This is a genomic window from Bradyrhizobium sp. LVM 105, assembly GCF_003957705.1.
Taxonomy (GTDB): Bacteria; Pseudomonadota; Alphaproteobacteria; order Rhizobiales; family Xanthobacteraceae; genus Bradyrhizobium; species Bradyrhizobium frederickii.
Map to the genome: position 1 here is coordinate 179,851 of NZ_QZMV01000006.1, position 25,191 is coordinate 205,041.

The window sequence follows — 25,191 nt, forward strand, 5'->3', positions numbered from 1 at the left end:
GTTTCTTCGTTACAGCGCCGCCCGCCGGCGCGCACAAAATGTAGCAGCGCCGCACCGGCAAATGAAAGCGGATCGGCGATGCAACCTCCGGCATCAATTATTTCGGCGCGCGAACTATCGGCCGCTCCGGTGCGATCAAGACTATTGCATCTGGCGCAGCCTCGCCCGCAGCACATTCTTCGAGCCGCCCGCCGTTGGCGGGCCCTGAGGATGAGGGCAGAGTCCGCTGCGCTAGTTTCAACAAGCACCGATGCCTGTCAGCCTCATTCCTGAGGAGACCGCTGAAAGCGGTCGTCGCCAGGAAGGCACGTGACATAGCCGGGCCGTTGCGAGGGAGCGGCCGCGTCGCCGGCGCCACAGTCGGGCATAAGTGCCCGGTTCCCGTATTTGTCCGGCTTCGGTTTATGGGCAAATTTTTTACAATCCGAATCGCCAAATGGACTCCGGACGCTGGGTCGAGTCGGCCAGGCCAGCGTGTTGTTTGCGTGTCACAGGCTCTGGCACTCCGCTTGCATCCTCTATGTGGTCCAAAACGACCAATGAGGTGACAGGAATGTTCGTGACCGTCGTAGCCGTGCTCTGCCGGCTTAGCGCAGCCAGCTCAGGCAGTTGCGTCGAAGAAATCGTGACCGACAGCAACATGACGCCCGAGATTTCGATGATGCAGTGCGCGATCGGCGCACAGGCCCCCCTGGCGAAATGGATGGGCGAGCATCCGATCTATCACGCCAACTGGCGCCTCGAGCGCTTCAAATGCGTGCCGGGTCATTACGAGATCAAGGGCCACGCCTAGGCCCGTAGAACTACTGATCCGAACACGACGGATCGAGGAAACGCCCACCTCGCCAGGCCCGATGACACAGCGCGCGCGCTTTGCTCGGACTAAATTACCATGCATAGCGGGGCCCTCCGCGGGCCGCTTGACTCAGGTCAATATCCCGCTGACCTCAGCGCGCCAACATTGTTGTATTGCCTGCCATCTGGCGTGAGCGACCTCGGCGGAGTGCTGGGTCGCGGACATCGATCGTGAATCGTTACACGATGGAAAGCAGAATGAAGCTCGCGCTTGCGCTGCCACCACCGCAACGTGATTTGCGTCTCGACCTGTTTCGCGGCCTCGCCAACTGGGCGATGTTTCTCGGCCATGTACCCGGCACGGTGCTGGTGTGGTGTTCGTTCCGAAATTATGGATTTAGCGACGGGGCCGACCTGTTCGTGTTCATCTCCGGCTACACCTCAGCGCTCGTTTATACGCGAAAGATGGAGCGAGGCTTTGCGTTCGGAACCAGCAGGCTATTCAGGCGCGTGTGGCAAATATACACCGCGCATATCCTGCTATTCGTGATCTACCTGGCTTCTATCCATTTCCTGTCGGATAGGTTCAACGCGCCTGATCTGGTCGATCTGTTCAACGCCGGACCGGTCACGAACGCGCCGATCGAGATGATGACGCAGGGGCTTTTGCTGAGATACAAGCCTCTGAATTTGGACGTGCTGCCGCTCTACGTCGTTTTGATGGGCCTGTTTGCTCCGATCCTCTGGTTGATGTTGAGATTTCCTGACGCCCTCATGATCGGGTCGGTGCTGTTGTATTTGGCTGCGCGGCAATTCCATTGGAACCTGCCTTCCTATCCGTCGGGAAGCTGGTACTTCAATCCGCTGGCGTGGCAGCTTCTGTTTGTCACGGGCGCATGGCTCGCGTTGACGGGTGCGGGGCGGCTGCATTTCCTGCTGCGGTCCAGGTTCGTGCTGGTTGTTGCGATTGCCTATTTGATTTTTGCGGCGCTCATGACGTTAGCTGCTCACCAACCTCAGCTCCGGGCCTTGTTTGCGCCTGCCTTGTTCGAGCTTTTCAATCCCAACGACAAGACCAATCTGGCGCCCTACCGCTATCTTCATTTGATGGTGCTGATTATCCTTGGTGCCCGGTTCATACCGATCGATGCGCGCGGGCTACGAGCCACCATCTGGCAACCCTTGGTGAAGTGCGGCCAGCAGTCCCTCGAAGTGTTTTGTGTGGGCATTCTCCTGGCCTTCATCGGGTACTTCATCCTGCAGTTTGCAGGGAACGGCATCCTCGCTCAACTGCTCGTCGGAGCCGCAGGAATCGCGATCATGACGGCGGTTGCCTACTACAGATCCTGGTCAAAGCGAGTGGAGAAATCTTCACATGAGAGTCCGGTAGATGGAAAGAGGGCGCCGGAAGCCACCGGTCCCCTCGAGCATCTTGTACTGCGCGGCGCCGGAAGGGCGGCGCAGGTCGCTCGCGGGACGGATACGCAGCAGCCGCCGCTAACAGGACTTTGACAACCGCGCCGGCCGTCACCGTCGCGATCGAAGCCCACCGCATCGACCCGAAACTGCACCGCGTGCTCGCCGAGCAGATCCCCGCACCGGCCAGCTCAAAGACGTCGAGGCCTTCAACCGCGAGGTCCACACGATCGTGCGCACCTATCTCGAAAGCCGCCGCAAGGAGATGCGCAAGGTCGACCTCGACGTCGCGACCTTCATCTGCGTCAGCGCGATCGAGGCGGTGGCGCATAACACCGTGCTGCATGGGGCCGAGATGCTGTCGGAGAAGACAGTGCGGACGCTGGTGGAGGAGACGACGCGGTTGGTGGTGGGGGTATTTGAGGTAGAGGGCGTCAATGCTCAACGCTTGCGTTGCATATGCATCGTATCGTGCATAGGGTTCCCAACCCATTGACATAGATTGGGAATCCGCCGGTGTCTTTGCCAGGAAGTGTTGCAAGCCCGCTACAGCAAATCCTGAACACAGGCGTAGCATTCGATCTGGCAGGTGGGCGAACACGTCGATTCATTGAACTCGTTAGTCTGGGGAGAAACTCACATGAAAAAGGTAATGGCGGCTGCGGCCGGAACATTGGCTCTCGCTCTGGCGGCTCCCGCCAGCGCGGCGGATCTTGCCGCGCGACCCTACACCAAGGCTCCGGCCCCTGCGGTCGCTACCATCTACGACTGGAGCGGCTTCTACGTCGGCATCAACGGCGGCGGCGGCTCGGCCCACAAGTGCTGGGATTTCGTGACGCCGGTGACAGGCACTCTCGTGGGTGAGGGTTGCCACAATGCGACGGGCGGCACGGTCGGTGGCCAGGTGGGCTATCGCTGGCAGTCGACCAGTTGGGTCTTTGGCCTGGAGGGCCAGGGTAACTGGGCCGACTTCAGTGGCGACAACGTAAGCTTGGTCTTCCCTGGCTCAGGGCTGGTTACTGGCGATCGCAACCGTTCTCGCATCGATTCCTTCGGACTGCTCACCGGTCACGTCGGCTACGCCTGGAACAACGTCCTGTTTTATGTGAAGGGCGGTGGCGCAGTGGTCGGCGACAAGTACGACATCTATGCCGCTGCCGGTACGCCGGGCGCTGGCGCGCTTCTGGCGTCAGCCAGCGAAACGCGCTGGGGTGCCGCCGTCGGCGTAGGCCTGGAGTTCGGTTTTGCGCCGAACTGGTCCGTGGGCGTCGAGTACGACCACATCTTCCTCGGCCACCGCACGATTAACTTCACCACGCCGGCAGGCGTCTTCTTCGGAAGCGACCGGATTGGTCAGGATGTCGACATTGGTCTGGTCCGGTTGAACTATCGCTTTGGCGGCCCGCTCGTCGCCAGGTACTGATTAGCTCCAATCCAGACGAATAAAGGCCGGCTCTTTGAGCCGGCCTTCTGCATTGGGAGGCTCAGATGACCAAGACTTGCCGACAAGTCCCCACTTCGGAGATTGCCGCTGAGCTGAACAAGGCATTTCGCTTCAGCTGAACCTCACACAATCTGCAAGGCGATCGGCCAGACGCTCAAGAATTTCAACATCGCGGAAATCTCGAAAACAACCGGGCTGCCCCGCACTGCCGACCACCGAAGCAGTCACCCGCCGCCGATCGTCGCGCACGCGGCCCCGCCGGCGCGCGCCCTACGCCCGGTCAATCCGCCCCAGAAATGATTTGGACAAATGGTCGGAGCGAGAGGATTTGAATCTCCGTTGTGGGGAATTTGTAGTGCGAGAGGGACCCTTCATTAAGCGGGCGCTGGTTGATCGATTGGAGGTTGTCGCGTAGTGTCCGGACCTCCAGAAGCAGACCTCCATGTTCAATCTCAATCCCGCCAAGAACGGAACTTCGATGGCGCTGGACGCGCTCCGCGCGCTCGCGGCGCAGGCGGTCTGCATCGGACACGGAATCTCTTTCTTCATGCCGCAGCTACGCGGCGGCGCGTTGCCTCTCCCGCAAAACGTCGGCGTGCTGCTCTTTTTCGTGCTGTCCGGATTTTTGATCAGCTATACTTTGGTCGAGAGATCTTCCAGAGACTCGCAGTACGGGTTTTCTCATTTTTTCATCGACCGCTTGGCCCGTATTTATTCGGGGCTGGTACCCTGCTTGCTCGCCATCGCCGCGATCGACGCGTTGACACTGCATTTCATCGGAGATGCGACTCTCGCTGCCAGCTACAATTTTAAGGCGTTCGTCTCCAACATCTTCATGATCGAGACGTACCGCGGTCCGCTCGAGCATTTCAGTTTCTTGCGGGCGCCAACATTCGGATCAGGCAGTCAGCTGTGGACGCTCGTCATCGAATGGCACATCTATCTCTTTGTCGCAGCACTCTTCTTCTTGGGCGCGCGGCCTCAAGCAGCGCTCCTGCTCATCCCTGTCGCCCTGTTCTTTGGGCAAATCCCCATCCACTACATTTTTGGCGCGCTTCAGAACGATGGGCTCGGCCAATCTTTGTTTCTGTTGTGGCTCGGAGGCGCCTACGTCTACTTTCTCGCGCGCCGCGGTTGGCTCCCGCCTCGCAGGGTCTCGCTGGCGATCGCCGTGGCATCTGCCGCGGCCTACTTCATGATTATGCGGCCTTATGCCGAGTATCAGCCAAGAACCTATCCTCTCCTCGTTCTGTTCTTGTACGGGATCGTTGGTGCGACGCAGGCAACAAAACCTTCCAGCTCGGCCGCCATCGTGCAGACGGTTCGGTTCTTTGCCGGATACTCCTTCACGCTGTACCTGCTCCACCACACGATCATGTATCCAGCGTTCCTGCTCTGGAAGGACGGGGGATGGATCGTTTTCGGATGCACCGTCGTCCTGGCCAATGTACTCGCAGCAGTGCTCGCCTCGGTGACAGAGATGCGGCACAAGCAGCTTGCGAGCTATCTGTTTTCCGTGCAGGAGAAGTTCGCAGTAACCCCCTTGGGCAATCCGCGCTCGCGCAAGTAGGCTTTCCAGGTCGTCGCGAACGCGCAACTGGCGGAAGCGGGCTCGAAGCCGGCGGTCAATCCACCCGACAGATGCTTTGAAAGAATTGGTCGGAGCGAGAGGATATGAACCTCCGACCCCTCGTCTCCCAGACTAGTGCGCTAATCGGGCTGAGCCACACTCCGAACGTCGTTCCATCAGCGTCGAAGCTATCACGAACAAGGGCTGCCATCCCCTGGCCGCACCATCATTGCTTCACATCGTGATGGGATGATCAAGTGCGATATCCAGCGAATTGCTCACCCCTCTCGTCAGCACATCCTGTATCCGTTGCCGGCCGAGATCGGCGTGCGAGCGTCCCAGGGCATCCGCCTTGTCGGCGTCCCTGTCCCTGATGGCGGCAACCATCGCGATGTGCTCCGTCAGGATCGTATCCATGTGCTTCTGATACGCGGCCTTCGACGCGAAATGCTCCACATTGTAGGCCAGATAGGCGATGCGCAGCGCGAGCGTGAGCAGGTGGAGATAGTTGCGTTCGATCAGCTTGTTGCCGCAGGCGGCAGCGATCAGCGCGTGAAACCGCCAATTGCTTTCGTTCATCTCCTCCGCGCGTCCCGCCGCTTCATGCTGCTCGAATGCAAGCCGCTCGGCATCGATCTCGGCAAGCTGGGCATCGGTTCGGCGTAGCGCCGCCCACCTGGTGACGAGCCGCTGGGTGATATCGAGCGCCTCGAACATCTCGCGAAGGTCATCCCAGTTGAGGCTTGCGACGCTCGCGCCGCGGTTCGGCAGCAGCACCACCAGCGATTCCGAGGCGAGCCTGACGAGCGCCTCGTGCACGGGTGTTCGCGAGAGCCCCAATCTCGCCGCGAGGGCCGCCTCATCGAGCGGCGTGCCGGGCCGCAAGGTGAGCGACACGATCTCGCGCCGGAGCGCCATATAGGCGAACTCGACGCCCTTCCCTTTGCCGGGCGGCGGAGGTGGTCTGCTGGCCATCATGAAATATCTTGCCTTGCTTTATTCATCGTGCATAAACTGTGCATGCACGGCCATTCTATCACTTGCGCCGTGCCATGCGAGGGCGACTGCCGGGCCGTTTTCGCGCAAGCAAAGGATCTCGTCCATGAGCATCACTGCCCAAGGGCTCGCTGCCCGAATCGACCGGCTACCTCCCTCCCGCTTCCACATTCAAGTTCTTATCATTGCTGGACTTTCGCTGTTCTTCGACACGTTGGACACGGCCGTCACCGGCTTTGCCTTCGCAGCTTTTCGAACCGAATGGAACCTCGGCCCGCTCGCGCTCGGCGTCACCTCGGCGATCGGCCTGAGCGGCTATCTGCTCGGCTCCGTCCTCGTCGGCTTCGTCGCCGACCGGTTCGGGCGCAAGGCCGTCATGACCTGGAGCCTTGGCCTCTACTCGCTGTTCTCGGCGTCCCGCGCGCTGGCCCCCGGCATCGAGGTCTTCTGCCTGCTGAACTTCTTCACATGGATCTTCGTCGGCATGGAGAGCTGCGTGGTGCCACCTTATCTGGCGGAGCTGTGGCCCTCGCGGCTCCGCGGCCGCTTCAACGGCTGGATGATGGCGTTCTTCGCGATCGGCATCGCCCTGTCCCCGGTTTGGGCGCTCCTACTGATCCCGACAGTCGGCTGGCGCTGGACGCTCGCGCTCACCTTCCCGTTTGCACTGCTGATCGGCCTGATGCGGTCCTTCCTCCCGGAGAGCCCGCGATGGCTGATGAGCCAGGGCCGCACCGAGGAAGCCGAGCGGATCGTTGCATCGATCGAAGCGCAGGTGGCGCGATCAAACGGCGGGACTCTTCCGCCTGTTGTTGCGATCCCAGTGCCCGTCACCCGTCCGGTCAGCCGGCGCGAGATCGTCGCGCCCGCCGTCCTGCCGGTGACCATCATGCTGTGGATGGTTTGGTTCACCGAGTACGGCGTACTCTACACCTTCCAGTCCGTGCTTCCGACGTTGCTCGCCATGGACGGTTTCTCCATCGTGCGATCGACCGAGTTCACTGTGGTGATCTTTTCCGGCTTCATTCCCGGCTATATCGGCGCGGGCTACTTCCTCGATCTCGTCGGCCGGAAATACTGGCTGATGATCTGCTTCGCCGGAATCGGGATCTCCAGCACGCTGTTCGGCCTTGCCAACACGCCTGTCACGATCATGGCCTGCGCATGGTTCACCGCCTTCTTCCTCGGCAACGGGTCGACCTGCATCTACACCTATACGCCTGAGCTCTATCCGACCGAGATTCGAACGACGGCGATGGGCATGGCCTCGGCCTGGGGCCGCGTCGGCGGCATCCTTCTGCTGCTGGCGTTCGGCATCTTTGCCGTGCTGCACGGCCGGCTCGCGCTCTTCCTGGTGAGCGACGGCCTGCTGATCGCCAGCATCATCGTGGTGGCGCTGGTCGGCCCCAACACGAAAGGCAAGACGCTCGAGGCAACGTCGGCGGCGCGCGACGTCGCAGCGTCGCCGAAGGGCATCGAGGCACCGGCCGAATGACCCGTACAGCAGTGATTGCCGGGGCCGGCTATGCCGGCCTCGCCGCGGCGGCCGTGCTGGCGCGCGAGGGATGGCGCGTATCCGTGTACGAAGCCGATCCCGAGCCAAGAAGCGTCGGCGCCGGTCTCTATGTCCACGGTTTCGTCCATGATGCCCTTCGCAAGACCGGTGCCTACGACGACTTCATGCGTGGAGCATTCAAACCTGCCGCGCATTGCGTCTACATCGACGGCGCGCGGCAATCGAATGCATCCACCGACGGAAACATCGTCACCACGACCCGGGCGGCTCTTCATGTCGCGCTGATCGATGCGGCAAGACGCGCCGGCGTCAACATCGCCGGCGGATCGCGGGCCGTTGCGGCGGATCCGCGTGGCGCGTTGATCCTCGCAGACGGCACCCGGCTCGCAGCCGATCTGGTCATCGCCGCCGACGGCGTGAGATCGACCATCGCGCAAGCGCTGGACATTCCGATCACACGCGTCGCGCACCAGGACGGCATCACGCGAATCCTTCTCGATCGCGACGGACTGCGCGACGACAATTGGAACAGCATTCACGATTATTATGATTACCGGGGACGTCCGTTGCGGGTGCTCTACACGCCATGCGGCCCGGATGCCTTCTATTTCTGCCTGATGGCGCCCATCACCGATCTCGAAGCGACGTCCGTTCCGATCGCCGGTGCGCTCTGGACCGCGCGATTTCCTGATCTCGCGCCGACATTGCGGCGGGTTGGCAACGCAGGCCGCCACGACCGCTACGCAACAACGACGCTTTCGACCTGGTCGAGAGGACGCGCGGCGATCGTCGGCGATGCCGCCCATGCGATGCCCTCGAGCCTGGGGCAAGGTGCCGGCGTCAGCATCGTCAACGCCGTCGCGCTCGCGGAGGCCGTTGCGCACTCTGACGATATCGATGCCGCGCTTGGCGACTGGGAAGCCGCGATGCGCCCGATGGTCGAGGGCTGGCAGCGCCGGGTCGAGGACGTCGCAAGCCAGCGCAGCCTCAGCCGCACCGTTCGCCCGAGCGAGCAGCGGCTGATCGAACTCTCATCCGACGATTCGGATCGCAAACACGCAAGACGAGAAGGGACCAACGCATGACGCTCGTTCCAAGCGCATCCTGGTACACAGACATCATCGCGGCCGTGGACCAGCAGCAGGCCGGCATCAGGGATCATCTCGGCCGCCCCTGGGCGCAGCATTTCGAACGCGTGGCGCTCCGCCTGATCTTCCGCAAGCCGGACGCAACCCGTGCCCATATCGAATCCGCCCTCCTGCACGATGCGATGATGGAGCGTGGCGGCGGCCGCGAGATGCTCAACGCGCTCGGCATCAGCCAGGAAGCGTGTGACATCATCGACATCACGACCCCGCCGCCGAATGCGGACTATTACCGCCGCTTCCAGGAGGTCGGCCCCGCCGAATGCGAGATCTATCTCGACTATGTCCGAAAACTCTGCGCCTCCGGCAACCCCGCCGCGATCCAGATGAAGCTCGCCGACATCACCGACACCATCGAAGCCTGCCGCACCGGATTGACGCCGCTGCTGATCGATCAATTCGTCAATCGCTACGAGCCGAGCCGGAAGCTGCTGGAGCAGGCGCTGGGGTCGGAGCTGGGCTGACGGGGAGCGTCGCCGCTCGTGGCCGGGTGCGACGGTTGCCGCAAGGAGATACGCGAGACCTTCGGGACTGGCAGCCTTCAAAGGCGTTAGCGCGGTCGAGGCGGTGGCGTCCTGACCCACGCTGCATGATGACACCATACCCCTTGTTTTGCCCGACGGGTCAAGTCGATTTCGGAAAAACATAAATCAACATCGAAAAGCATTATCAAGCAACGGCATCGCTACTGTGCATGGGGTTGTTTTCGGCATTTTAGTCTGCCGGCCACCACAGCAGCCACCGCCACGACCGTCGCACATGCGTCAGCGCCGGCACGGGCTCTATCCCGACCGTCCAACCACCCGACAAATGCTTTGAGAAAAATTGGTCGGAGCGAGAGGATTTGAACCTCCGACCCCTAGTCTCCCAGACTAGTGCGCTAACCGGGCTGCGCCACGCTCCGAACGTCGTTCCATTAGCTAGGATCGGCGCGATGCGCAAGGCGAGGCCGCAGCATTTTGCCGTTCCTGCCTCACAGGCTCGGAGCTGGTCGCAAGCGGTCCGAATACCGCCCTCACCCGTCCTTCAGCGCCTGATCCAGCATCTCCTTGGCCGCGACGAGGTCGGCGAGCGCCCGGCCCAGCCGTTCCCGGTCCAGCGCGCTGGGGCCGGCGGGCGCGGCGGGGGTGACGCCCTTGCGGAAGGTGGTGAGGATCTCTTCGTCGTCGACCTCGGTGAAGCGGAAGTCGATGCCTTCCTCTTCGTCGCCCTGGTAATCGTCGTCGTCGGTGTCGGTGACGCCCTTGATCGGCGCCTCCTCGTCCTCGGGCTCCATCAGGCTGGCGCCGATGGCGTCCTCGATCGCGCCGAACGAGACCGCGGCGGCGCTGTCGGCGAGGCCCTGCACCGATTTGACGCCGTGCTCTTTCAGGATCCGCTGCACCCCGCGGATGGTGTAGCCCTCGCCGTAGAGCAGCCGGCGGATGCCCTTGAGCAGGTCGACGTCGTCGGGGCGGTAATAGCGGCGGCCGCCGCTGCGCTTCATCGGCTTGATCTGGGAGAACCGGGTCTCCCAGAACCGCAGCACGTGCTGCGGGATGTCGAGCTCCTGCGCTACTTCGCTGATGGTTCGGAACGCATCCGGCGCCTTGTCCAAATGCCAGTCCTTTCCGAAAGGCGGTTACGCCTCGGGTTGTGCCTTGCTGCCGTCGCCGTTGGTGCGGTGCTGGGCGTTGATCCGCTGCTTCAGGATCGCCGACGGCTTGAACACCATGACCCGGCGCGGCGAGATCGGCACCTCGGTGCCGGTCTTCGGGTTACGGCCGATGCGCTGACCCTTCTTGCGCACCATGAACGACCCGAACGAGGACAATTTCACCGTCTCGCCCTTCTCCAGGCAGTCGGTGATCTCCTTCAGCACGAGTTCCACGAAGGCGGACGATTCCGTGCGCGACAGGCCCACCTTCTGGTAGACGGCTTCGCACAGGTCGACTCGCGTTACGGTTTTACTTTGATCGGTCATCGCCCTGCCCCACATCACGGCGAACAATTGTTGTCTGAAATTATGAGGTTACGATACAGCGGTCAACAGCGCTCATCAATGCAGGCGCATCGATAATCGCGACTGATTCCGGCAAAATTTTACCGAGTGTGGCTCTACCAGCGCACCAGCGCGGAGCCCCAGGTGAAGCCGCCGCCCATCGCTTCCAGCAGCACCATGTCGCCCTTCTTGATGCGGCCGTCCTTGCGCGCCACCGACAGCGCCAGCGGAATCGAGGCGGCCGAGGTGTTGCCGTGACGGTCCACGGTCAGCACCACCTTCTCCGGCGCGATATGGAGCTTGTGGGCGGAGGCGTCGATGATTCGCTTGTTGGCCTGGTGCGGCACGAACCAGTCGATGCTGTCGGCATTGAGCCCGGTCGCCTGGAAGGCATCGACGATGACGTCGGTGATCATGCCGACCGCATGCTTGAAGACCTCGCGGCCCTCCATGCGCAGATGGCCGACGGTCTGGGTCGAGGACGGGCCGCCGTCGACGAACAGCTTTGCCTTGTGGCGGCCGTCGGAGCGCAGATGGGTGGTCACGACGCCGCGGTCGGTGGCGGCATTCCCGGGCTGCTCCTGCGCCTCCAGCACGACCGCGCCGGCACCGTCGCCGAACAGCACGCAGGTGCCGCGGTCGTTCCAGTCGAGGATGCGCGAGAAGGTCTCGGCGCCGATCACCAGCGCGCGCTTGAAGGCGCCGGTGCGCAGGAAATTGTCGGCGGTGGCGAGCGCGAACACGAAGCCCGAGCAGACCGCCTGGAGGTCGAAGGCCGCGCCGTGGTTGATGCCGAGCGCGTTCTGCACGGCGACGGCGGTGGCGGGAAAGGTGTTGTCCGGCGTCGAGGTCGCCAGCACGATGAGGTCGATCGACTGCGCATCCATACCGGCATCGCTGAGCGCGGCCTGCGCCGCCTTGATCGCCAGATGCGAGGTGAACTCGCCCTCGGCCGCGATGCGCCGCTCGCGAATGCCGGTGCGCTGCACGATCCACTCGTCGGAGGTGTCGATGCGCGCCGCCAATTGGGCGTTGGTCACCACCTGCTCCGGCAGATAGGAGCCGCAGCCGAGCACGACCGAACGAATTTGAGTCACGAAACAGCCTCCTGCGCGGCCTGCACCGAATTGAGTGCACCACCCTCGCGGTTGAGCATCTGATTGATCTTGTTCAGGAGATCGTAGTGAGCCATCTCATAGCCAACATCGATCGCATAGGCAAAGCCTTCGGCGCTGGTTCCGCCGTGGCTTTTGACAACCAGTCCATTCAGACCCAGGAACACGCCGCCATTGGACTTGTTCGGATCCATCTTGTCGCGCAGGGCCTGGAAGGCGCTGCGGGCAAAGAGATAGCCGAGCTTGGACAGCCAGCTCCGCTTCATCTCGTCGCGGAGTAATTCGGCCATCTGCCGGGCGGTTCCCTCGGCGGCCTTGAGAGCGATGTTGCCGCTGAAACCTTCGGTGACGATGACATCGGCCAGCCCCTTGCCGATGCCGTCACCCTCGACGAAACCGATATAGTCGAGCTCCGGCAGGTTCCTGGCCCGCAGGATTTCCCCGGCCTCGCGGATTTCCTCGTGCCCCTTGATTTCCTCGGTTCCGATATTGAGCAGCCCGACCGTGGGCCGCTTCTTGTCGAACAGCACGCTCGCCATCGCGGCGCCCATCAGTGCGAGCGCCACCAGATGGTGCGCGTCGCCACCGATGGTGGCGCCGAGGTCGAGCACGGCGGACTCGCCGCGCCTGGTCGGCCAGATCCCCGTAATCGCCGGGCGATCGATCCCCTTCAGCGTGCGCAGGTGGAAGCGCGACATCGCCATCAGCGCGCCGGTATTGCCGGCGGAGACCGCGACATCCGCCTCTCCCTTCTTCACCGCGTCGATGGCAAGCCACATCGAGGACGTCTTGCGGCCCCTCCGCAGCGCCTGGCTCGGCTTGTCCGACCCGCTGACGGCCACGTCGGTGTGGATGATGTTCGAGGCGGCCTTGAGCTGGGGGTGCCGGTCGAGCTCGGGCTCGATCCTGGCGCGGTCGCCGACCAGCAGGAATTCGGTGTCGCGATGCCTGCCAAGCGAGATGGCCGCGCCCGGAATGACCACGGCGGCGCCACCGTCGCCCCCCATGGCGTCAAGCGCAATGCGAACCTTGCTTGGCATAAAAGTCCTGGAAAACCTGGTCTGGTGCGGTCCTGAACGAGCGGGGCCGCGGAATGGGTTCGCCACGGACATGGCGACCGGTCAGGCGCCACGCCGCGCCCCGACCGGGGCGCGACAATAGCGTTTTGTTATCCCGAAACAACCTCTTGCCCCCAGCCTTTTGCTTTCTGGGCGATCCAGTTGAGAAACCCCTGAATCCGCAAGAAATACATCGAAATCAGCTAGATAAGAGATTCTTTGAAACCATCCGGGCAAATGCCTCGCGCGCCCTCGCAAGGCGATCCGACATGGAAAGACCCACCTATTGGCCTTTCTTCTTGTCCTGCAGCGCCTTCAATGCGGCGAACGGATGGTCCTCCGGATCGAGTGCGGTGACGTCCGCCTCGAACACGGCCCCCTCCTTGCGCGGATAGGGGTCGATGGCGAGGAACAGGGCATCGGTGGCGACCCGGCCGAGATCGATGATGCCACCCACGATCGCTTCCGGCGGATCTGCAACCTCAGGCGCCTCCGAGTCGTCCTCGCCCTCCTCGATCAGGTCGGCAAGGCGCCGCGCCTCGGGCTCGGGGGCGAACATCAGGTCAACCTCCTCCTCGATCTCGCTCTCGATCGGATCCAGCGTGACCACGCAGATCTGGCCGACCCTGGCCCGGACGGTGCCGGTCACCTGAACCCGGCCGCCGCTCCTGGGCACCACGTCGAGGTCGGCGCTGGCGAACAGGACCTCCCGCACGCCGCCGACCTCAGCGATGGCCTGCCGCTCGCCGGCCGAGGCCTCGAGCTTGCGATGCAGGCCGGTGTCGGGGATCTGGGCAACGATGACAGGTGCCCGCCAAGGATCGGGCTGGGATCCGGTCGCTGGTCGGCTCATGGCGTGACATCCTCGGGAAGCGCTGGGGGAAACCGAAACGAGGCCCGCAGCAGCGCAGCCTCGTCGGCCCGGCCGAGAGCAGCCTCACTGGCCCGCGCATAGGCCGCGAGCCGCTCCGCCTGGTCCAAGCCGGTCCCGTTCAAGATATTCTTGCAGATCGCCTCTGCCAGGGCCTTGCCGCCGGCCTCCATGGCCTGGTCATAGGCCTGGACGCGGCCATAAAAGGCCTCGCCGAAGGCCCGCATCCGCTTCGGCACGGTCTGGTCGCCCACCCCCATCTCGCGCAGATTGTCGTCCATATCCTCGCAGAATCGGTCGAACAGCACCTGCGACAGCTCGGTGGCGCTTTGAACCGTGCGCAGGCGTCGCAGCAGCAGCCACAGATGCAGCAGCAACAGATCGAAACGTCCGTTAACCGTATCGGGCACGGCCAAGTCGCGGTAAAATATGGGTTCTCGCGCCTGCGTCACGATCATGCCATAGATGGCTTCAATGGTGCCCGGAGGGGTTAGCCGGGGTTTCCTGAAGTGATTGAACGGCCAAAGCATTGTGGTTTCCGCAAGCGGGCGCGCGCGTGTTGCATTCAGAGCCTCCGCCCGGTACTTCAGCGCCTCGCGCGACGCAAGGGGACGGAATCAGTTCCGCTATGACGACAACGAACCAGACCAGCCTGCGCGCGAACACGCGGCGCGGCCTCCATGCACGCTGGCGCGCCTTGCGCATGCTCGCCGCCGCGACCCTGGTCGGCGCTGCGCTCGCGGGCTGCACCGGCGAGCAATTCCAGAAGGGTTACATCCTGCCGCCCGGCGCGCTGGAGCAGATTCCGATCGGCGCGAGCCAGGATCAGGTGCTGATCGTGATGGGCACGCCCTCCACCGTCGCCACACTCGACGGCGAAGTCTTCTACTACATCTCGCAGCGCTCGGAGCGCCCGGTCGCTTTCATGAACCAGAAGGTGGTCGACCAGCGCGTGATTGCGGTCTATTTCGACAAGAACCGGCGCGTGCGGCGGCTGGCGAATTACGGCCTGCAGGACGGCAAGATCTTCGACTTCATCAGCCGCACCACGCCGACGTCGGGTCAGGAGATGAGCTACCTCACGCCGCTGTTCAAGCTGCTCAGCTTCAACTGAGTCTCGAAGGCGTTTTCGAGCGACGTCGCGGACCGGCTCGCCTCAAGAAAACGCTGCAGGAGCTGCAAGACAAGTATCTGGAGCGCCTTCCAATTCCGCCGGAAGGTAAATCGCCCTCGCCTGCGGCGTCGTGCCGCCCTCGGTGCGGCACTTGCTATCGCGCGCGACTTGCCGTCGCATCTGCGGTTCCCTACGCTCCCTGCAAAGAAAGAAGCAGGGAGTGGATTCGTGCCTAAAATTTTGTCCCGACGTCGCGTGCTTACCGCTGCTGCCGGCCTTTCGGCCGCAGCGATCCTGCCGCGATCGAGCCTTGCGGACTGGAAGCCGACCGAGACTGTCCGTCTGGTCGTGCCGGCCGCAGCCGGCGGCTCGACCGACGTGATGGGCCGGCTTCTTGCCGCGCATCTGCAGAACGCATGGGGCCAGTCGGCCGTCGTGGAAAACCGCTCCGGCGGCGGCGGCACCATCGGCACGGCCGAGGTGGTCCGCGCCAAGCCTGACGGCCACACCATCCTGGTCGGCAATCCGGGCCCGAACGCGATCGCCTACAGCATCTTCAAGAATCTCACCTACAAGCCGGATCAGCTTCAGCCTGTGACCAACATGATCCGGATCCCGAACATCGTGTCGGCGCATCCGAAGACCGGCATCAAGTCGATCCCCGAGCTGATCGCCTTTCTCAAGGCCAATCCGGACAAGCTCAGCTACGCCTCCTCCGGCGTCGGCCAGAGCCCTCACCTCACCGGCGCCTGGTTTCTCCAGCTCACCGGCCTGAAGATGACGCACATTCCGTTCCGCGGCGCCGGCCCCGCGCTCCAGGCCGCGCTTGCGGGCGACATCCAGATCCTGTTCGACAATCTCTATCCGACCCTGCCGCAGGTGCAGAGCGGCACGCTCAACGGCCTCTGCGTCACCACGACCGAGCGCAGCGAGCTCGCGCCGAACCTGCCGACCATGCGCGAGAGCGCGCCGGAACTGGCAAATTTCGACGTATCGTCCTGGTTCGCGGTGTTCCTGCCGAAGGGCGTCTCACAGGAGGTGCTGAACGCGCTCAATCTTCAGATCAAGGCGATGCTCGAGCGCGACGACGTCAAGAAGCAGATCGCTGCCATGGGCGCCCGCGCCGACTACAGCACGCCGCAGCAATTCGCCGCCTTCGTGGAGGCCGAGACGAAGAAGTTCGCCGGCATCATCCAGAAGGAAGGGCTGCAGATGGACGTGCAATAGGTCTCTCCTCCGCCATTGCGAGCGTAGCGAAGCAATCCAGTCTGTCTCCGTGGAAAGACCCTGGATTGCTTCGTCGCAAGAGCGCCTCGCAATGACGGGGTGAGAGGGTCCGAAACAAAAACCCCGCGGCTCGCACCGCGGGGTTCTGTTTTGCAGACTTGGCGCCCCTCAGTGCGCCAGGACCGCCAGCAGCAGCAAGGCCACGATGTTCGTGATCTTGATCATCGGATTCACCGCAGGTCCGGCCGTATCCTTGTAGGGATCGCCGACGGTGTCGCCGGTCACCGCCGACTTGTGGGCATCGGAGCCCTTGCCGCCGAAATGACCGTCCTCGATGTACTTCTTGGCGTTGTCCCAGGCACCGCCGCCCGAGGTCATGGAGATCGCGACGAACAGGCCCGTCACGATGACGCCGAGCAGCATGGCGCCGACCGCGGAGAACGCCGCCGACTTGCCGGCCGCGCCGCCGCCCGCGATCAGGTAGATCACGAAGTAGACGACGATCGGCGACAGCACCGGGAGCAGCGAGGGGATGATCATCTCCTTGATCGCCGCCTTGGTCAGCAGGTCGACCGCCTTGCCGTAATCAGGCTTGTCGGTGCCCTGCATGATGCCAGGCTTCTCGCGGAATTGGCGCCGGACCTCTTCCACGATCGCGCTGGCGGCACGCCCCACGGCGGTCATGCCCATCGCGCCGAACAGATACGGCAACAGGCCGCCGAACAACAGGCCCACCACCACATAGGGGTTGTTGAGCGAGAAGTCCGGATTGACGCCGGCGAAGTAGGGATGCTGCGCGGAGCGGGCAACGAAGAACTTGAGGTCCTCGTTGTAGGCCGCGAACAGCACGAGAGCACCAAGACCGGCCGAGCCGATCGCGTATCCCTTGGTCACCGCCTTGGTGGTGTTGCCGACCGCGTCAAGCGCGTCGGTCGATTTGCGCACCTCCTTGGGCAGTCCCGCCATCTCGGCAATGCCGCCGGCATTGTCGGTGACGGGGCCGAAGGCGTCGAGGGCGACGATCATGCCGGCCAGCGCCAGCATGGTGGCAGTCGCGATCGCGATGCCGAACAGCCCGGCGAGGCTGTAGGTAACCAGGATGCCGGCGATGATGACAATCGCAGGCAGCGCGGTCGCTTCCATGGAGATGGCGAGGCCCTGGATCACGTTGGTGCCGTGGCCGGTCACCGAGGCCTGCGCGATCGACTTCACCGGACGGTAGTCGGTGCCCGTGTAGTATTCGGTGATCCAGATGATCAGCGCGGTGACGACGAGGCCGACCACGCCGCACTCGAACAACGCCATGCCGGTGTAGCTGACGCCCTCGAGCTTGCCGAAGCCGATCAGGTAGTAGATCACCAGCGCGATCCCGATCAGCGACAGCACGCCGGTTGCGATCAGGCCCTTGTAGAGCGCGCCCATGATCGACTGGCTCGGCCCGAGCTTGACGAAGAAGGTGCCGATGATCGAGGTGATGATGCAGATGCCGCCGATGGCGAGCGGCAGCGTCATCATGTTGGCGAGGATCGGCGTCTTGGCGAAGTAGATCGCCGCCAAGACCATGGTGGCGACCGCGGTCACCGCATAGGTCTCGAACAGGTCGGCGGCCATGCCGGCGCAGTCGCCGACATTGTCGCCGACGTTGTCGGCGATGGTCGCCGGATTGCGCGGATCGTCCTCGGGAATGCCGGCCTCGACCTTGCCGACGAGATCGCCGCCGACGTCCGCACCCTTGGTGAAGATGCCGCCGCCGAGACGGGCAAAGATCGAGATCAGCGAGGCACCGAAGCCGAGCGCCACCAGGGCGTCGACGACGACGCGGCTGTCAGGCGCGAGCTTCAGCGAATGGACCAGGAAGGCAAAATAAAGCGTCACCCCCAACAGTGCGAGACCCGCGACCAGAAGGCCGGTGATCGCGCCCGCCTTGAAGGCGAGCTCGAGGCCGCCGGCGAGCGACGTCGTCGCGGCCTGGGCCGTACGCACATTGGCGCGGACCGAGACGTTCATGCCGATGAAGCCGGCCGCTCCCGACAGGATGGCGCCGATGGCAAAACCAATCGCGACATAAAGACCGAGGAAATAGGCAAGCAGCACGAAGATGACGATGCCGACGATACCGATCGTGGTGTACTGGCGCCGCAGATAGGCCTGTGCGCCTTCGCGCACCGCCCCTGCGATCTCCTGCATGCGCGGCGACCCCGCATCCGCGCTTAACACCGAAGACGTCGCCCAAATCGCGTAGACGACGGAAAGCACTCCGCAGAGCACTATCAACCATAATGCTGTCATGTGATGTTTGCCTCAGATCCTTGATGTACCCCCGGCGCCTCTTGTTGTCCGTTGTACGGTGCGGCGCCTTGATTTCGAACAAAGCCGCCCCTTGCCCAAAAGGGGCGGCCTCAGTCGGCCGCGAGCTTGCCAAAATCATATTGAGGGTGCAACGCCGGATAAGGCCGAAAACGCCGATCTCGGCAGGTATTTAGAACCAAGTGCTGAGAACCAGGATGCCGCTTTGGAGCGATTCCTAGAAGTGGCTGTAGGACAGCCGCGTCAAAGCCAGTTCCTGGCCCTGCCCGTCGAGGAAGCGCGGCCTCTCCTTCCCCGCGACGATGGTACCGATCGCCGCGACGGCAAGGCCGGCCGCCCGCCCCGCGGCGATCAGCGCATCGGCATGCGCCGGCGGGGCTGTGCACAGCACCTCGTAATCGTCGCCTCCCGCGAGCAGTGTCTCGATGCCAACGACGTTGCGGGCGACCAGGCTTGCTGCCGCGGCCGAGAGCGGCACGCTTGCCACCTCGACACTGGCTGAGACCCCGGACGCCGCGCAGAGCTTCACCAGATCGCCGGCGAGCCCGTCGGAGACATCCATCGCCGCGCTCGCATGATCGCGCACGGCCGGTGCCAGCACATTGCGCGGCTGCGGCACGCGATAGCGCGCGACCAGGGCCTCCTTCGCGGCGGGACTGCTCGCGAGCGCCATGGCAGCCGCGCCGCCCTTGAGCACGTCGAGGCCGAGCGCCGCATCGCCGATCGTGCCCGTCACCAGGATGCGATCGCCCGGCCTCGCGCCGGTACGGCCGACCATCCGCCCCTGCGGGATGCGGCCGAAGGCCGTGATCGAGATCATCTGCGGGCCCGGCGTCGAGACCGTGTCACCGCCGAGCAGCGGACACGCGAATTCTCTTGCGTCTTCGCCCAGCGCGTCCGCAAAGGGCCGCAGCCAGGCATCCTCCTTGCTGCGCAGCGCCAGCGTCAGCACGAAGCCGGCCGGCATCGCGCCCTTGGCGGCGAGATCGGACAGGTTCACCCGCAACGCCTTGCGCGCGATGGTGTCAGGCGGATCGCTGGCAAGATAGTGCACGCCCTCGACGACGGCGTCGGTGGTGACGACGATGTCGTCGCCGGACGACGACAGCACCGCAGCGTCATCGACCAGCCCGAACGCACCGGGATCGGTCGCCAGCGGCTTGAAATAGCGCGCGATGAGGGAATCTTCGGCGGAGGCTTCGTATTTGTCCTGCGTCAAGATAGCAGATCCGTCATCCTGAGGTGCGAGCCCTTGCGAGCCTCGAAGGATGCACGGCCGAGGTGCGGCCTCAGCGGCACGCCGCCGCCCTTCGAGGCCTCCGCTTCGCTCCGGCACCTCAGGGTGACGGCTACGGCGGAAGTCATCGTCTCAACTTACCCCCGCCCGAACTCGTCGCCGCGAAACTGGCGGCCGATCTGGTCGAGCACGGCGTTCACCATGCCGGTCTCCTCGCGGTCGACAAACGCGTTGGCGACGTCGACATATTCGGAGACGACGACGCGGCCCGGCACGTCCTTGCGATGCTCCAATTCGTAGGCCCCGGCCCGCAGCACCGCGCGCAGGATCGCCTCGATCCGCTTCAAGGGCCAGCCCTTCGACAGCGCCTCGTCGATCAGGGGATCCAGCTTCTTCTGGTCGCGCACGACGCCCGAGACGACGTCGCGGAAGAAGGCAGCTTCCGCCGGCAGATACGTGTCGCCCTCGACCTCGTTGCCGAGCCAATGGCTTTCGAACTCGGCGAAGATGTCGTTGATGCCGGCGCCCGCGATATCCATCTGGTACAGCGCCTGCACGGCCGCGAGCCGCGCCGCACCGCGCCGGTTCGCCTTCTTCTCGGCAGGGCCTGCCGGCTTCTTGGTGTTGTCGACCATGGCTCAGGCCTGCGCCAGGCGGCGTTTGATGCGCAGCATCGCCAGCGCCGCGCGCGCGGCATCGCCGCCCTTGTTGAGCTCGCTGGCGCGCGCCCGCGCCCAGGCTTGCGCCTCGGTGTTGACGGTGAGGATGCCGTTGCCGAGCGGCAGCTTGCGCGAAACCGCGAGGTCCATCAGCGCCCGCGAGGATTCCTGCGAGACGATCTCGAAATGAATGGTGTCGCCGCGGATCACGCAGCCGAGCGCGATCACGGCGTCATAGGGCTTGCCGCTCGCCGCCGCGGCATCCACCGCTATGGCCACCGCGGCCGGAATTTCCAGCGCGCCAGGGACCGTGATGACGTCGTGGTTCAAGCCGGCCGCCTTCAGCTCGGCCACCGCGCCGTCCAGAAGCGCATCCTGGAGATCGTCATAGAACCGCGCCTCGACAATCAGCGCGCGCGCGCCGGAAATGTCGGTCTGGTCCTTCAAGGGTGCGCGCCGCGCGTCTGCCATCGTTAAGTTCCGTTCTAGAGGTTGGCGCGTTATGTAGTCGCCGCAAGCGGGTAAGCCAAGTTAGAAACTGTCATTCCGGGGCGATGCAAGGCATCGAACTAGGGTGGGCCCTTGCGCACCCGAGAATCTCGAGATTCCGGGTTCGGCTGTTCGAGCCGCCCCGGAAAGACCGGCCTTGCCGTCACTTCATTTCCGTCAGTCGCGCCGCGTAGCGGGCCATCAGATCGACCTCGATATTGACCTCGTCCCCCGCCTTCCAGCCACCGATCGTGGTGACCGTCAGGGTGTGCGGGATGATCAGCACCGAAAAGGTCGCATCCTTCACCGTATTGACCGTCAGCGAGACGCCATCGAGCGTGATCGAGCCCTTGGTGGCGATGAACCGTGCCAGCTCCCGCGTGGTCGAGAGCTCGAACCGCGCCATATCGGGCAGGTCCTCGCGGCTCAGGAGGGTCGCGATGCCGTCGGCATGTCCGGCGACGATGTGGCCGCCGAGCTCGTCGCCGATCTTGAGGGCGCGCTCGAGGTTGAGCTTCGTTCCGACCTTCCAGTGCCTGGCGGTGGTCAGCGCCAGCGTCTCGGCCGCGGTATCGACATCGAACCAGGTCCTTTGCTCAGAGTCCCTGCCGTCGGCAACGCCGGAGGCAACGACCGTCAGGCAGACGCCGTTGCAGGCGATCGAGGCGCCGTCGGCGATGGTGGCCTGATCATAGCGGCAGGCGATGCGCAGCCGGTGCAACTGCCCCTGCGCCACAGGCGTGAAGCCGACGATCTCGCCGATATCAGTGACAATGCCGGTGAACATTACGCGCGCTCGTAGATGGTGAGAGTATCCTTGTCGAATGTTTCGCTAGCATGAACCTTGTAGGCCTGCGACTGCGTGATTTTCGACAGGGGCAATGCATCGAGCGCATCGACGCCGCCACTGCCCAAAGCTTCCGCGCCGCGGAACAGCCAGATCTCGTCGACGAGGTCGGCCGCGACGAACGAGGACGCCACCCGGCTACCGCCCTCGACCATCAGGCGGGTGATGCCCTTGCCGGCCAGTGCATGCAGCACGGCCGGTAAATCGAGCCCGGAGGCGCCTGCCGGCGGGACGCGGATCACTTGCGCGCCGGTTGCACCGAGCCGCGTCGCTGCTGCGGCTTCCGCAAGCTCAGAACCCATCACCCAGAGCGGCGTCTCGCGCGCGGAGCCTATCAGCCTGCTCGCGCCGGGAATCCGCAGGCTCTGATCGAGCACCACGCGCACCGGCGAGCGCGCCGCCATGCCCGGCAGGCGGCAGGTGAGAAGCGGATCGTCCGCCAGCACTGTGCCGATGCCGACCAGGATCGCATCGCTTTGCGCCCGCAACAGATGCACCCGATTGCGCACCGCCTCCCCCGTGATCGCGACCGGCTTGCCGCCGGCCACACCGATCTTGCCGTCGGGCGAGACCGCGAGCTTCAGGATCACATGCGGGCGCTGATCGCGGATACGGCGGAAATGCCCGGCATGGTCGAATGCGGCTTCCGCCGCGCACAGGCCCACGTCCACATTGATGCCGGCGGCGCGCAGGCGCGCATGACCCTGGCCCGCGACCTCCGGATTGGGATCCTCGATCGCCGCCACCACGCGCTTGATGCCGGCCGCAATCACTGCATCGGCGCAAGGCGGCGACTTGCCGAAATGCGAGCACGGCTCCAGCGTGACGTAGAGCGTGGCACCGCGCGCGGCTTCGCCGGCCCGCAGCAAGGCTTCAGGCTCGGCATGCGGACGCCCGCCTGGCTGGGTCCAGCCGCGGCCGACGATCACGCCATCCCTGACCACGACGGCGCCGACGGCCGGGTTGGGCGAGGTGCGTCCCTGCCCGCGCTTTCCCAGCGCGAGCGCAAGCTGCATGAAACGAAGATCGGCGCTCTTGGCCTCGCGGGCCTTCTGCGCGAACTGATCTTCCAGGATGCGGAAGATCATTTGCGGATCGCGGCGAGCCGCGCTTCCTCCTCGCCGGAGAGCTCGCCGAGCACCTCGGCGAAATCCTTGGCCTCGCGGAAATTGCGATAGACCGAAGCGAAGCGCACATAGGCGACGTCGTCGAGCGTGCGCAGATGCTCCATCACGGTCTCCCCGATCACCTCGGAGGAGATTTCCGCTTCGCCCCCGGTCTCGAGCTCGCGCACGATGGTGGAGACCATCTTCTCCACCCGCTCCGGCTCGACCTGCCGCTTGCGCAACGAGATCTGCACCGAGCGCATCAGCTTGTCGCGGTCGAACGGCACGCGGCGGCCGTTGCGCTTGATCACCGTGAGCTCGCGCAGCTGCACGCGCTCGAAGGTGGTGAAGCGGAAATTGCAGGCGACGCATACGCGCCGCCTGCGGATCACGGACGAGTCCTCGGTCGGACGCGAGTCCTTGACCTGCGTATCGAGACTGTTGCAGTTCGGACAGCGCATCCGCTTGCCTTGATCAGTTTGTCTTGATCAGTTTCTCTTGGCCTTACTGATAGATCGGGAACCGATCGGTGAGCGCCTTGACCCGTTCCTTGATCGCAGCTTCCACCAGCGGCGCCTTGCCGTCGGCGGATTGCGCGATCGCATTGAGGACCTCGGCGATCATGCCGCCGACCTGCTGGAATTCGGCCACGCCGAAGCCGCGGCTGGTCGCGGCCGGCGTGCCGAGCCGAATGCCCGACGTGACGAAGGGCGACTCGGGGTCGAACGGGATGCCGTTCTTGTTGCAGGTGATGGCGGCGCGGACCAGCGCCTTCTCCGAGACGTTACCCTTCAGGCCCTTCGGCCGCAGATCGACGAGCATCAGATGATTGTCGGTGCCGCCGGAGACGATATCGAGACCATGGCCCTTCAGAGTCTCGGCCAGCGCCTTGGCGTTCTCGACGACGTTCCTGGCATAGACCTTGAAGTCCGGCCGCAGCGCCTCGCCGAAGGCGACCGCCTTCGCTGCGATCACGTGCATCAGAGGACCGCCCTGCAGGCCCGGGAAGATCGCCGAGTTGAGCTTCTTGGTCAGCGTCTCGTCATTCCACAGCATGAGGCCGCCACGCGGACCGCGCAGCGATTTGTGCGTCGTGGTGGTGGTGACGTGGGCGTACGGCACGGGCGAGGCATGTACGCCGCCGGCGACGAGCCCGGCGAAGTGCGCCATGTCCACCAGCAGGTAGGCGCCGACGCTGTCCGCGATCTCGCGGAAGCGCTTGAAGTCCCAGGCGCGCGAATAGGCCGAGCCGCCGGCGATGATCAGCTTCGGCTTGACCTGCTCGGCCTGCTTGGCCACCGCATCCATGTCGATGATCTGGTCTTCGCGGCGCACGGTGTAGTGCGCGGCCTTGAACCACTTGCCGCTCATGTTGACGGGCGAGCCGTGGGTGAGATGGCCGCCGGCCGCGAGATCGAGGCCCATGAAGGTGTCGCCGGGCTGCAGTAGCGCCAGAAACACCGCCTGGTTCATCTGGCTGCCGGAATTCGGCTGCACGTTGGCGAAGTTCGCGCCGAACAGCTTCTTGGCGCGATCGATCGCGAGGTTCTCAGCGACGTCGACCCACTCACAACCGCCGTAATAGCGCGCGCCCGGATAGCCTTCCGCGTATTTGTTGGTCATCACCGAACCCTGCGCTTCCAGCACGGCCCGGCTGACGATGTTCTCGGAGGCGATCAGCTCGACCTCATGGCGCTGCCGGCCGAGCTCGCCCTTGATGGCGGCGGCGATTTCGGGGTCGGCCTGCTCCAGCGAGGCGGTGAAAAACGAATCGGGCGCGGAGGCGGTCTTGGGTGCGGTCATCTGCGAATATCTCCACCGCCGCGGCCTTTTGGCGGGCTGCGGGCGGGTCTGGTGTGGCGGTCGGAAGCACGCGCGATCTACCACATCGCCCGCAACAGGCCAAGCATTTGCGGGTCGGGCCTGATATTTATGCCAGATATGGTGGAGAGTGGAGGTTTTCGGTGATCGGGCTGGGCCGCGGGCGCCCCCACCCGCCTTAGTCGGAATGGGGCCGCTTCGGGCCTTAGCTGGTCATGCCCGAAGCCGCGGGCTCCGGCAGAAGGCGCATCACAGCCCCGTATACCCCGCCTTGACCGGGTTCACGCTGCCGTCGAGCTGGCGCAGATAGGTCAGGCCGCACACCGTCAACCTGTGGGGGTCCTTCTCGCCGGCTTCCATCAGCGTGGTCAGGTAGTTGGTCACCTTCATGCGCGCCTCCTCGCTGGCCGCGGCGGTGCGGTTGGCGAGCAGGTCATAGGTCTGCATGATGCGGTCGATGGCGGCTTCCATGGCACC

26 protein-coding genes and 2 tRNA genes are annotated in these 25,191 nt (G+C 64.1%); 10 read left to right on the plus strand and 18 right to left on the minus strand.

Translation table 11 applies throughout. From position 1 onward, the window contains the following. Nucleotides 1–553: 553 nt before the first annotated feature. The 5 genes from D6B98_RS19110 to D6B98_RS19130 all read left to right on the plus strand — a co-directional run bounded on the left by D6B98_RS19110 (nt 554) and on the right by D6B98_RS19130 (nt 5,225). Nucleotides 554–793 (plus strand): hypothetical protein, encoded by a 240-nt coding sequence (locus D6B98_RS19110; RefSeq protein WP_126258496.1) that lies wholly within the window; start codon nt 554–556, stop codon nt 791–793. A gap of 260 nt (nt 794–1,053) precedes the next feature. Beyond that, on the plus strand, nt 1,054–2,307 hold the full coding sequence (locus D6B98_RS19115) for an OpgC domain-containing protein (RefSeq protein WP_126258497.1): 1,254 nt from the start codon (nt 1,054–1,056) through the stop codon (nt 2,305–2,307). 133 nt (nt 2,308–2,440) lie between these two features. Continuing rightward, nucleotides 2,441–2,707, plus strand: a complete 267-nt coding sequence (locus tag D6B98_RS19120; RefSeq protein WP_349644823.1) for a hypothetical protein — start codon at nt 2,441–2,443, stop codon at nt 2,705–2,707. Between the two features lie 144 nt (nt 2,708–2,851). After that, on the plus strand, nt 2,852–3,634 hold the full coding sequence (locus D6B98_RS19125; protein ID WP_126258498.1) for an outer membrane protein: 783 nt from the start codon (nt 2,852–2,854) through the stop codon (nt 3,632–3,634). 463 nt (nt 3,635–4,097) lie between these two features. Continuing rightward, the gene (locus D6B98_RS19130; RefSeq protein WP_126258499.1) at nt 4,098–5,225 is read left to right on the plus strand and encodes an acyltransferase family protein; all 1,128 of its coding nucleotides are present in this window, start codon (nt 4,098–4,100) and stop codon (nt 5,223–5,225) included. 86 nt (nt 5,226–5,311) lie between these two features. Here the strand turns inward: D6B98_RS19130 and D6B98_RS19135 are convergent. Together D6B98_RS19135 and D6B98_RS19140 are read right to left on the minus strand one after the other, a co-directional pair. Continuing rightward, nucleotides 5,312–5,389 (minus strand) — tRNA-Pro (locus D6B98_RS19135). Between the two features lie 70 nt (nt 5,390–5,459). Next, complete coding sequence (locus tag D6B98_RS19140; RefSeq protein WP_126258500.1) at nt 5,460–6,203, minus strand: GntR family transcriptional regulator; 744 nt, start codon at nt 6,201–6,203, stop codon at nt 5,460–5,462. 124 nt (nt 6,204–6,327) lie between these two features. On the opposite strand from D6B98_RS19140, the gene D6B98_RS19145 reads away from it, so the two are divergent. Genes D6B98_RS19145 through D6B98_RS19155 form a run of 3 tightly spaced genes read left to right on the plus strand, consistent with a single transcriptional unit; the run spans nt 6,328 to nt 9,346 of the window. Continuing rightward, nucleotides 6,328–7,716 (plus strand): MFS transporter, encoded by a 1,389-nt coding sequence (locus tag D6B98_RS19145; protein ID WP_126258501.1) that lies wholly within the window; start codon nt 6,328–6,330, stop codon nt 7,714–7,716. Then, on the plus strand, nt 7,713–8,822 hold the full coding sequence (locus D6B98_RS19150) for an FAD-dependent monooxygenase (protein ID WP_126258502.1): 1,110 nt from the start codon (nt 7,713–7,715) through the stop codon (nt 8,820–8,822). The genes D6B98_RS19145 and D6B98_RS19150 overlap by 4 nt, the downstream gene beginning before the upstream one ends. Beyond that, entirely contained in the window at nt 8,819–9,346 is a 528-nt protein-coding gene (locus D6B98_RS19155) for a hypothetical protein (RefSeq protein WP_126258503.1), read from the plus strand. Before D6B98_RS19150 ends, D6B98_RS19155 begins: the two co-directional genes overlap by 4 nt. A 362-nt stretch (nt 9,347–9,708) precedes the next feature. On the opposite strand, the gene D6B98_RS19160 is transcribed toward D6B98_RS19155, so the two are convergent. The 7 genes from D6B98_RS19160 to D6B98_RS19190 form a co-directional block, all read right to left on the minus strand. Then, nucleotides 9,709–9,786: transfer RNA gene (locus tag D6B98_RS19160), tRNA-Pro, on the minus strand. A gap of 111 nt (nt 9,787–9,897) precedes the next feature. After that, nucleotides 9,898–10,479, minus strand: a complete 582-nt coding sequence (locus tag D6B98_RS19165) for a MerR family transcriptional regulator (RefSeq protein ID WP_126258504.1) — start codon at nt 10,477–10,479, stop codon at nt 9,898–9,900. Nucleotides 10,480–10,503: 24 nt separating this feature from the next. Beyond that, the gene (locus D6B98_RS19170; protein WP_205680496.1) at nt 10,504–10,845 is read right to left on the minus strand and encodes an integration host factor subunit alpha; all 342 of its coding nucleotides are present in this window, start codon (nt 10,843–10,845) and stop codon (nt 10,504–10,506) included. A 134-nt stretch (nt 10,846–10,979) separates the two neighbouring features. After that, a complete protein-coding gene (locus D6B98_RS19175; protein WP_126258505.1) occupies nt 10,980–11,960 on the minus strand; it encodes a beta-ketoacyl-ACP synthase III in 981 nt (326 codons plus the stop codon). Then, a complete protein-coding gene (gene plsX, locus D6B98_RS19180) occupies nt 11,957–13,018 on the minus strand; it encodes a phosphate acyltransferase PlsX (RefSeq protein ID WP_126258506.1) in 1,062 nt (353 codons plus the stop codon). Before plsX ends, D6B98_RS19175 begins: the two co-directional genes overlap by 4 nt. A 301-nt stretch (nt 13,019–13,319) precedes the next feature. Then, nucleotides 13,320–13,889, minus strand: coding sequence for a YceD family protein (locus D6B98_RS19185; RefSeq protein ID WP_126258507.1), 570 nt, complete (start codon nt 13,887–13,889; stop codon nt 13,320–13,322). Beyond that, nucleotides 13,886–14,437, minus strand: a complete 552-nt coding sequence (locus D6B98_RS19190) for a ubiquinol-cytochrome C chaperone family protein (RefSeq protein ID WP_126258508.1) — start codon at nt 14,435–14,437, stop codon at nt 13,886–13,888. Before D6B98_RS19190 ends, D6B98_RS19185 begins: the two co-directional genes overlap by 4 nt. A 98-nt stretch (nt 14,438–14,535) precedes the next feature. On the opposite strand from D6B98_RS19190, the gene D6B98_RS19195 reads away from it, so the two are divergent. Together D6B98_RS19195 and D6B98_RS19200 are read left to right on the plus strand one after the other, a co-directional pair. Next, entirely contained in the window at nt 14,536–15,021 is a 486-nt protein-coding gene (locus tag D6B98_RS19195) for an outer membrane protein assembly factor BamE (RefSeq protein ID WP_164718717.1), read from the plus strand. A gap of 228 nt (nt 15,022–15,249) precedes the next feature. Beyond that, the gene (locus tag D6B98_RS19200) at nt 15,250–16,248 is read left to right on the plus strand and encodes a Bug family tripartite tricarboxylate transporter substrate binding protein (RefSeq protein ID WP_126258510.1); all 999 of its coding nucleotides are present in this window, start codon (nt 15,250–15,252) and stop codon (nt 16,246–16,248) included. A 168-nt stretch (nt 16,249–16,416) separates the two neighbouring features. Here D6B98_RS19200 and D6B98_RS19205 read toward each other — a convergent pair whose 3' ends face one another. The 9 genes from D6B98_RS19205 to D6B98_RS19250 all read right to left on the minus strand — a co-directional run bounded on the left by D6B98_RS19205 (nt 16,417) and on the right by D6B98_RS19250 (nt 25,185). After that, complete coding sequence (locus D6B98_RS19205) at nt 16,417–18,537, minus strand: sodium-translocating pyrophosphatase (protein ID WP_126258511.1); 2,121 nt, start codon at nt 18,535–18,537, stop codon at nt 16,417–16,419. Between the two features lie 235 nt (nt 18,538–18,772). After that, nucleotides 18,773–19,774 carry a thiamine-phosphate kinase gene (thiL, locus tag D6B98_RS19210; RefSeq protein ID WP_126258512.1) on the minus strand — a complete coding sequence of 334 codons (1,002 nt, stop codon included), beginning with the start codon at nt 19,772–19,774 and terminating at the stop codon, nt 18,773–18,775. A gap of 155 nt (nt 19,775–19,929) precedes the next feature. Then, nucleotides 19,930–20,427 carry a transcription antitermination factor NusB gene (gene nusB / locus D6B98_RS19215; RefSeq protein ID WP_126258513.1) on the minus strand — a complete coding sequence of 166 codons (498 nt, stop codon included), beginning with the start codon at nt 20,425–20,427 and terminating at the stop codon, nt 19,930–19,932. Nucleotides 20,428–20,430: 3 nt separating this feature from the next. Further along, a complete protein-coding gene (gene ribH / locus D6B98_RS19220) occupies nt 20,431–20,922 on the minus strand; it encodes a 6,7-dimethyl-8-ribityllumazine synthase (protein WP_126258514.1) in 492 nt (163 codons plus the stop codon). A gap of 181 nt (nt 20,923–21,103) precedes the next feature. After that, nucleotides 21,104–21,727: a riboflavin synthase gene (locus tag D6B98_RS19230; protein WP_126258515.1), complete on the minus strand. Its 624-nt coding sequence runs from the start codon at nt 21,725–21,727 to the stop codon at nt 21,104–21,106. Further along, complete coding sequence (gene ribD / locus D6B98_RS19235; RefSeq protein ID WP_126258516.1) at nt 21,727–22,875, minus strand: bifunctional diaminohydroxyphosphoribosylaminopyrimidine deaminase/5-amino-6-(5-phosphoribosylamino)uracil reductase RibD; 1,149 nt, start codon at nt 22,873–22,875, stop codon at nt 21,727–21,729. The genes D6B98_RS19230 and ribD overlap by 1 nt, the downstream gene beginning before the upstream one ends. Then, nucleotides 22,872–23,354 carry a transcriptional regulator NrdR gene (gene nrdR, locus D6B98_RS19240; protein WP_028135990.1) on the minus strand — a complete coding sequence of 161 codons (483 nt, stop codon included), beginning with the start codon at nt 23,352–23,354 and terminating at the stop codon, nt 22,872–22,874. The genes ribD and nrdR overlap by 4 nt, the downstream gene beginning before the upstream one ends. Before the next feature lie 43 nt (nt 23,355–23,397). Next, nucleotides 23,398–24,696 carry a serine hydroxymethyltransferase gene (glyA, locus tag D6B98_RS19245; RefSeq protein WP_126258517.1) on the minus strand — a complete coding sequence of 433 codons (1,299 nt, stop codon included), beginning with the start codon at nt 24,694–24,696 and terminating at the stop codon, nt 23,398–23,400. A 267-nt stretch (nt 24,697–24,963) separates the two neighbouring features. Next, nucleotides 24,964–25,185, minus strand: a complete 222-nt coding sequence (locus D6B98_RS19250) for a hypothetical protein (protein WP_126258518.1) — start codon at nt 25,183–25,185, stop codon at nt 24,964–24,966. Nucleotides 25,186–25,191 lie beyond the last annotated feature (6 nt).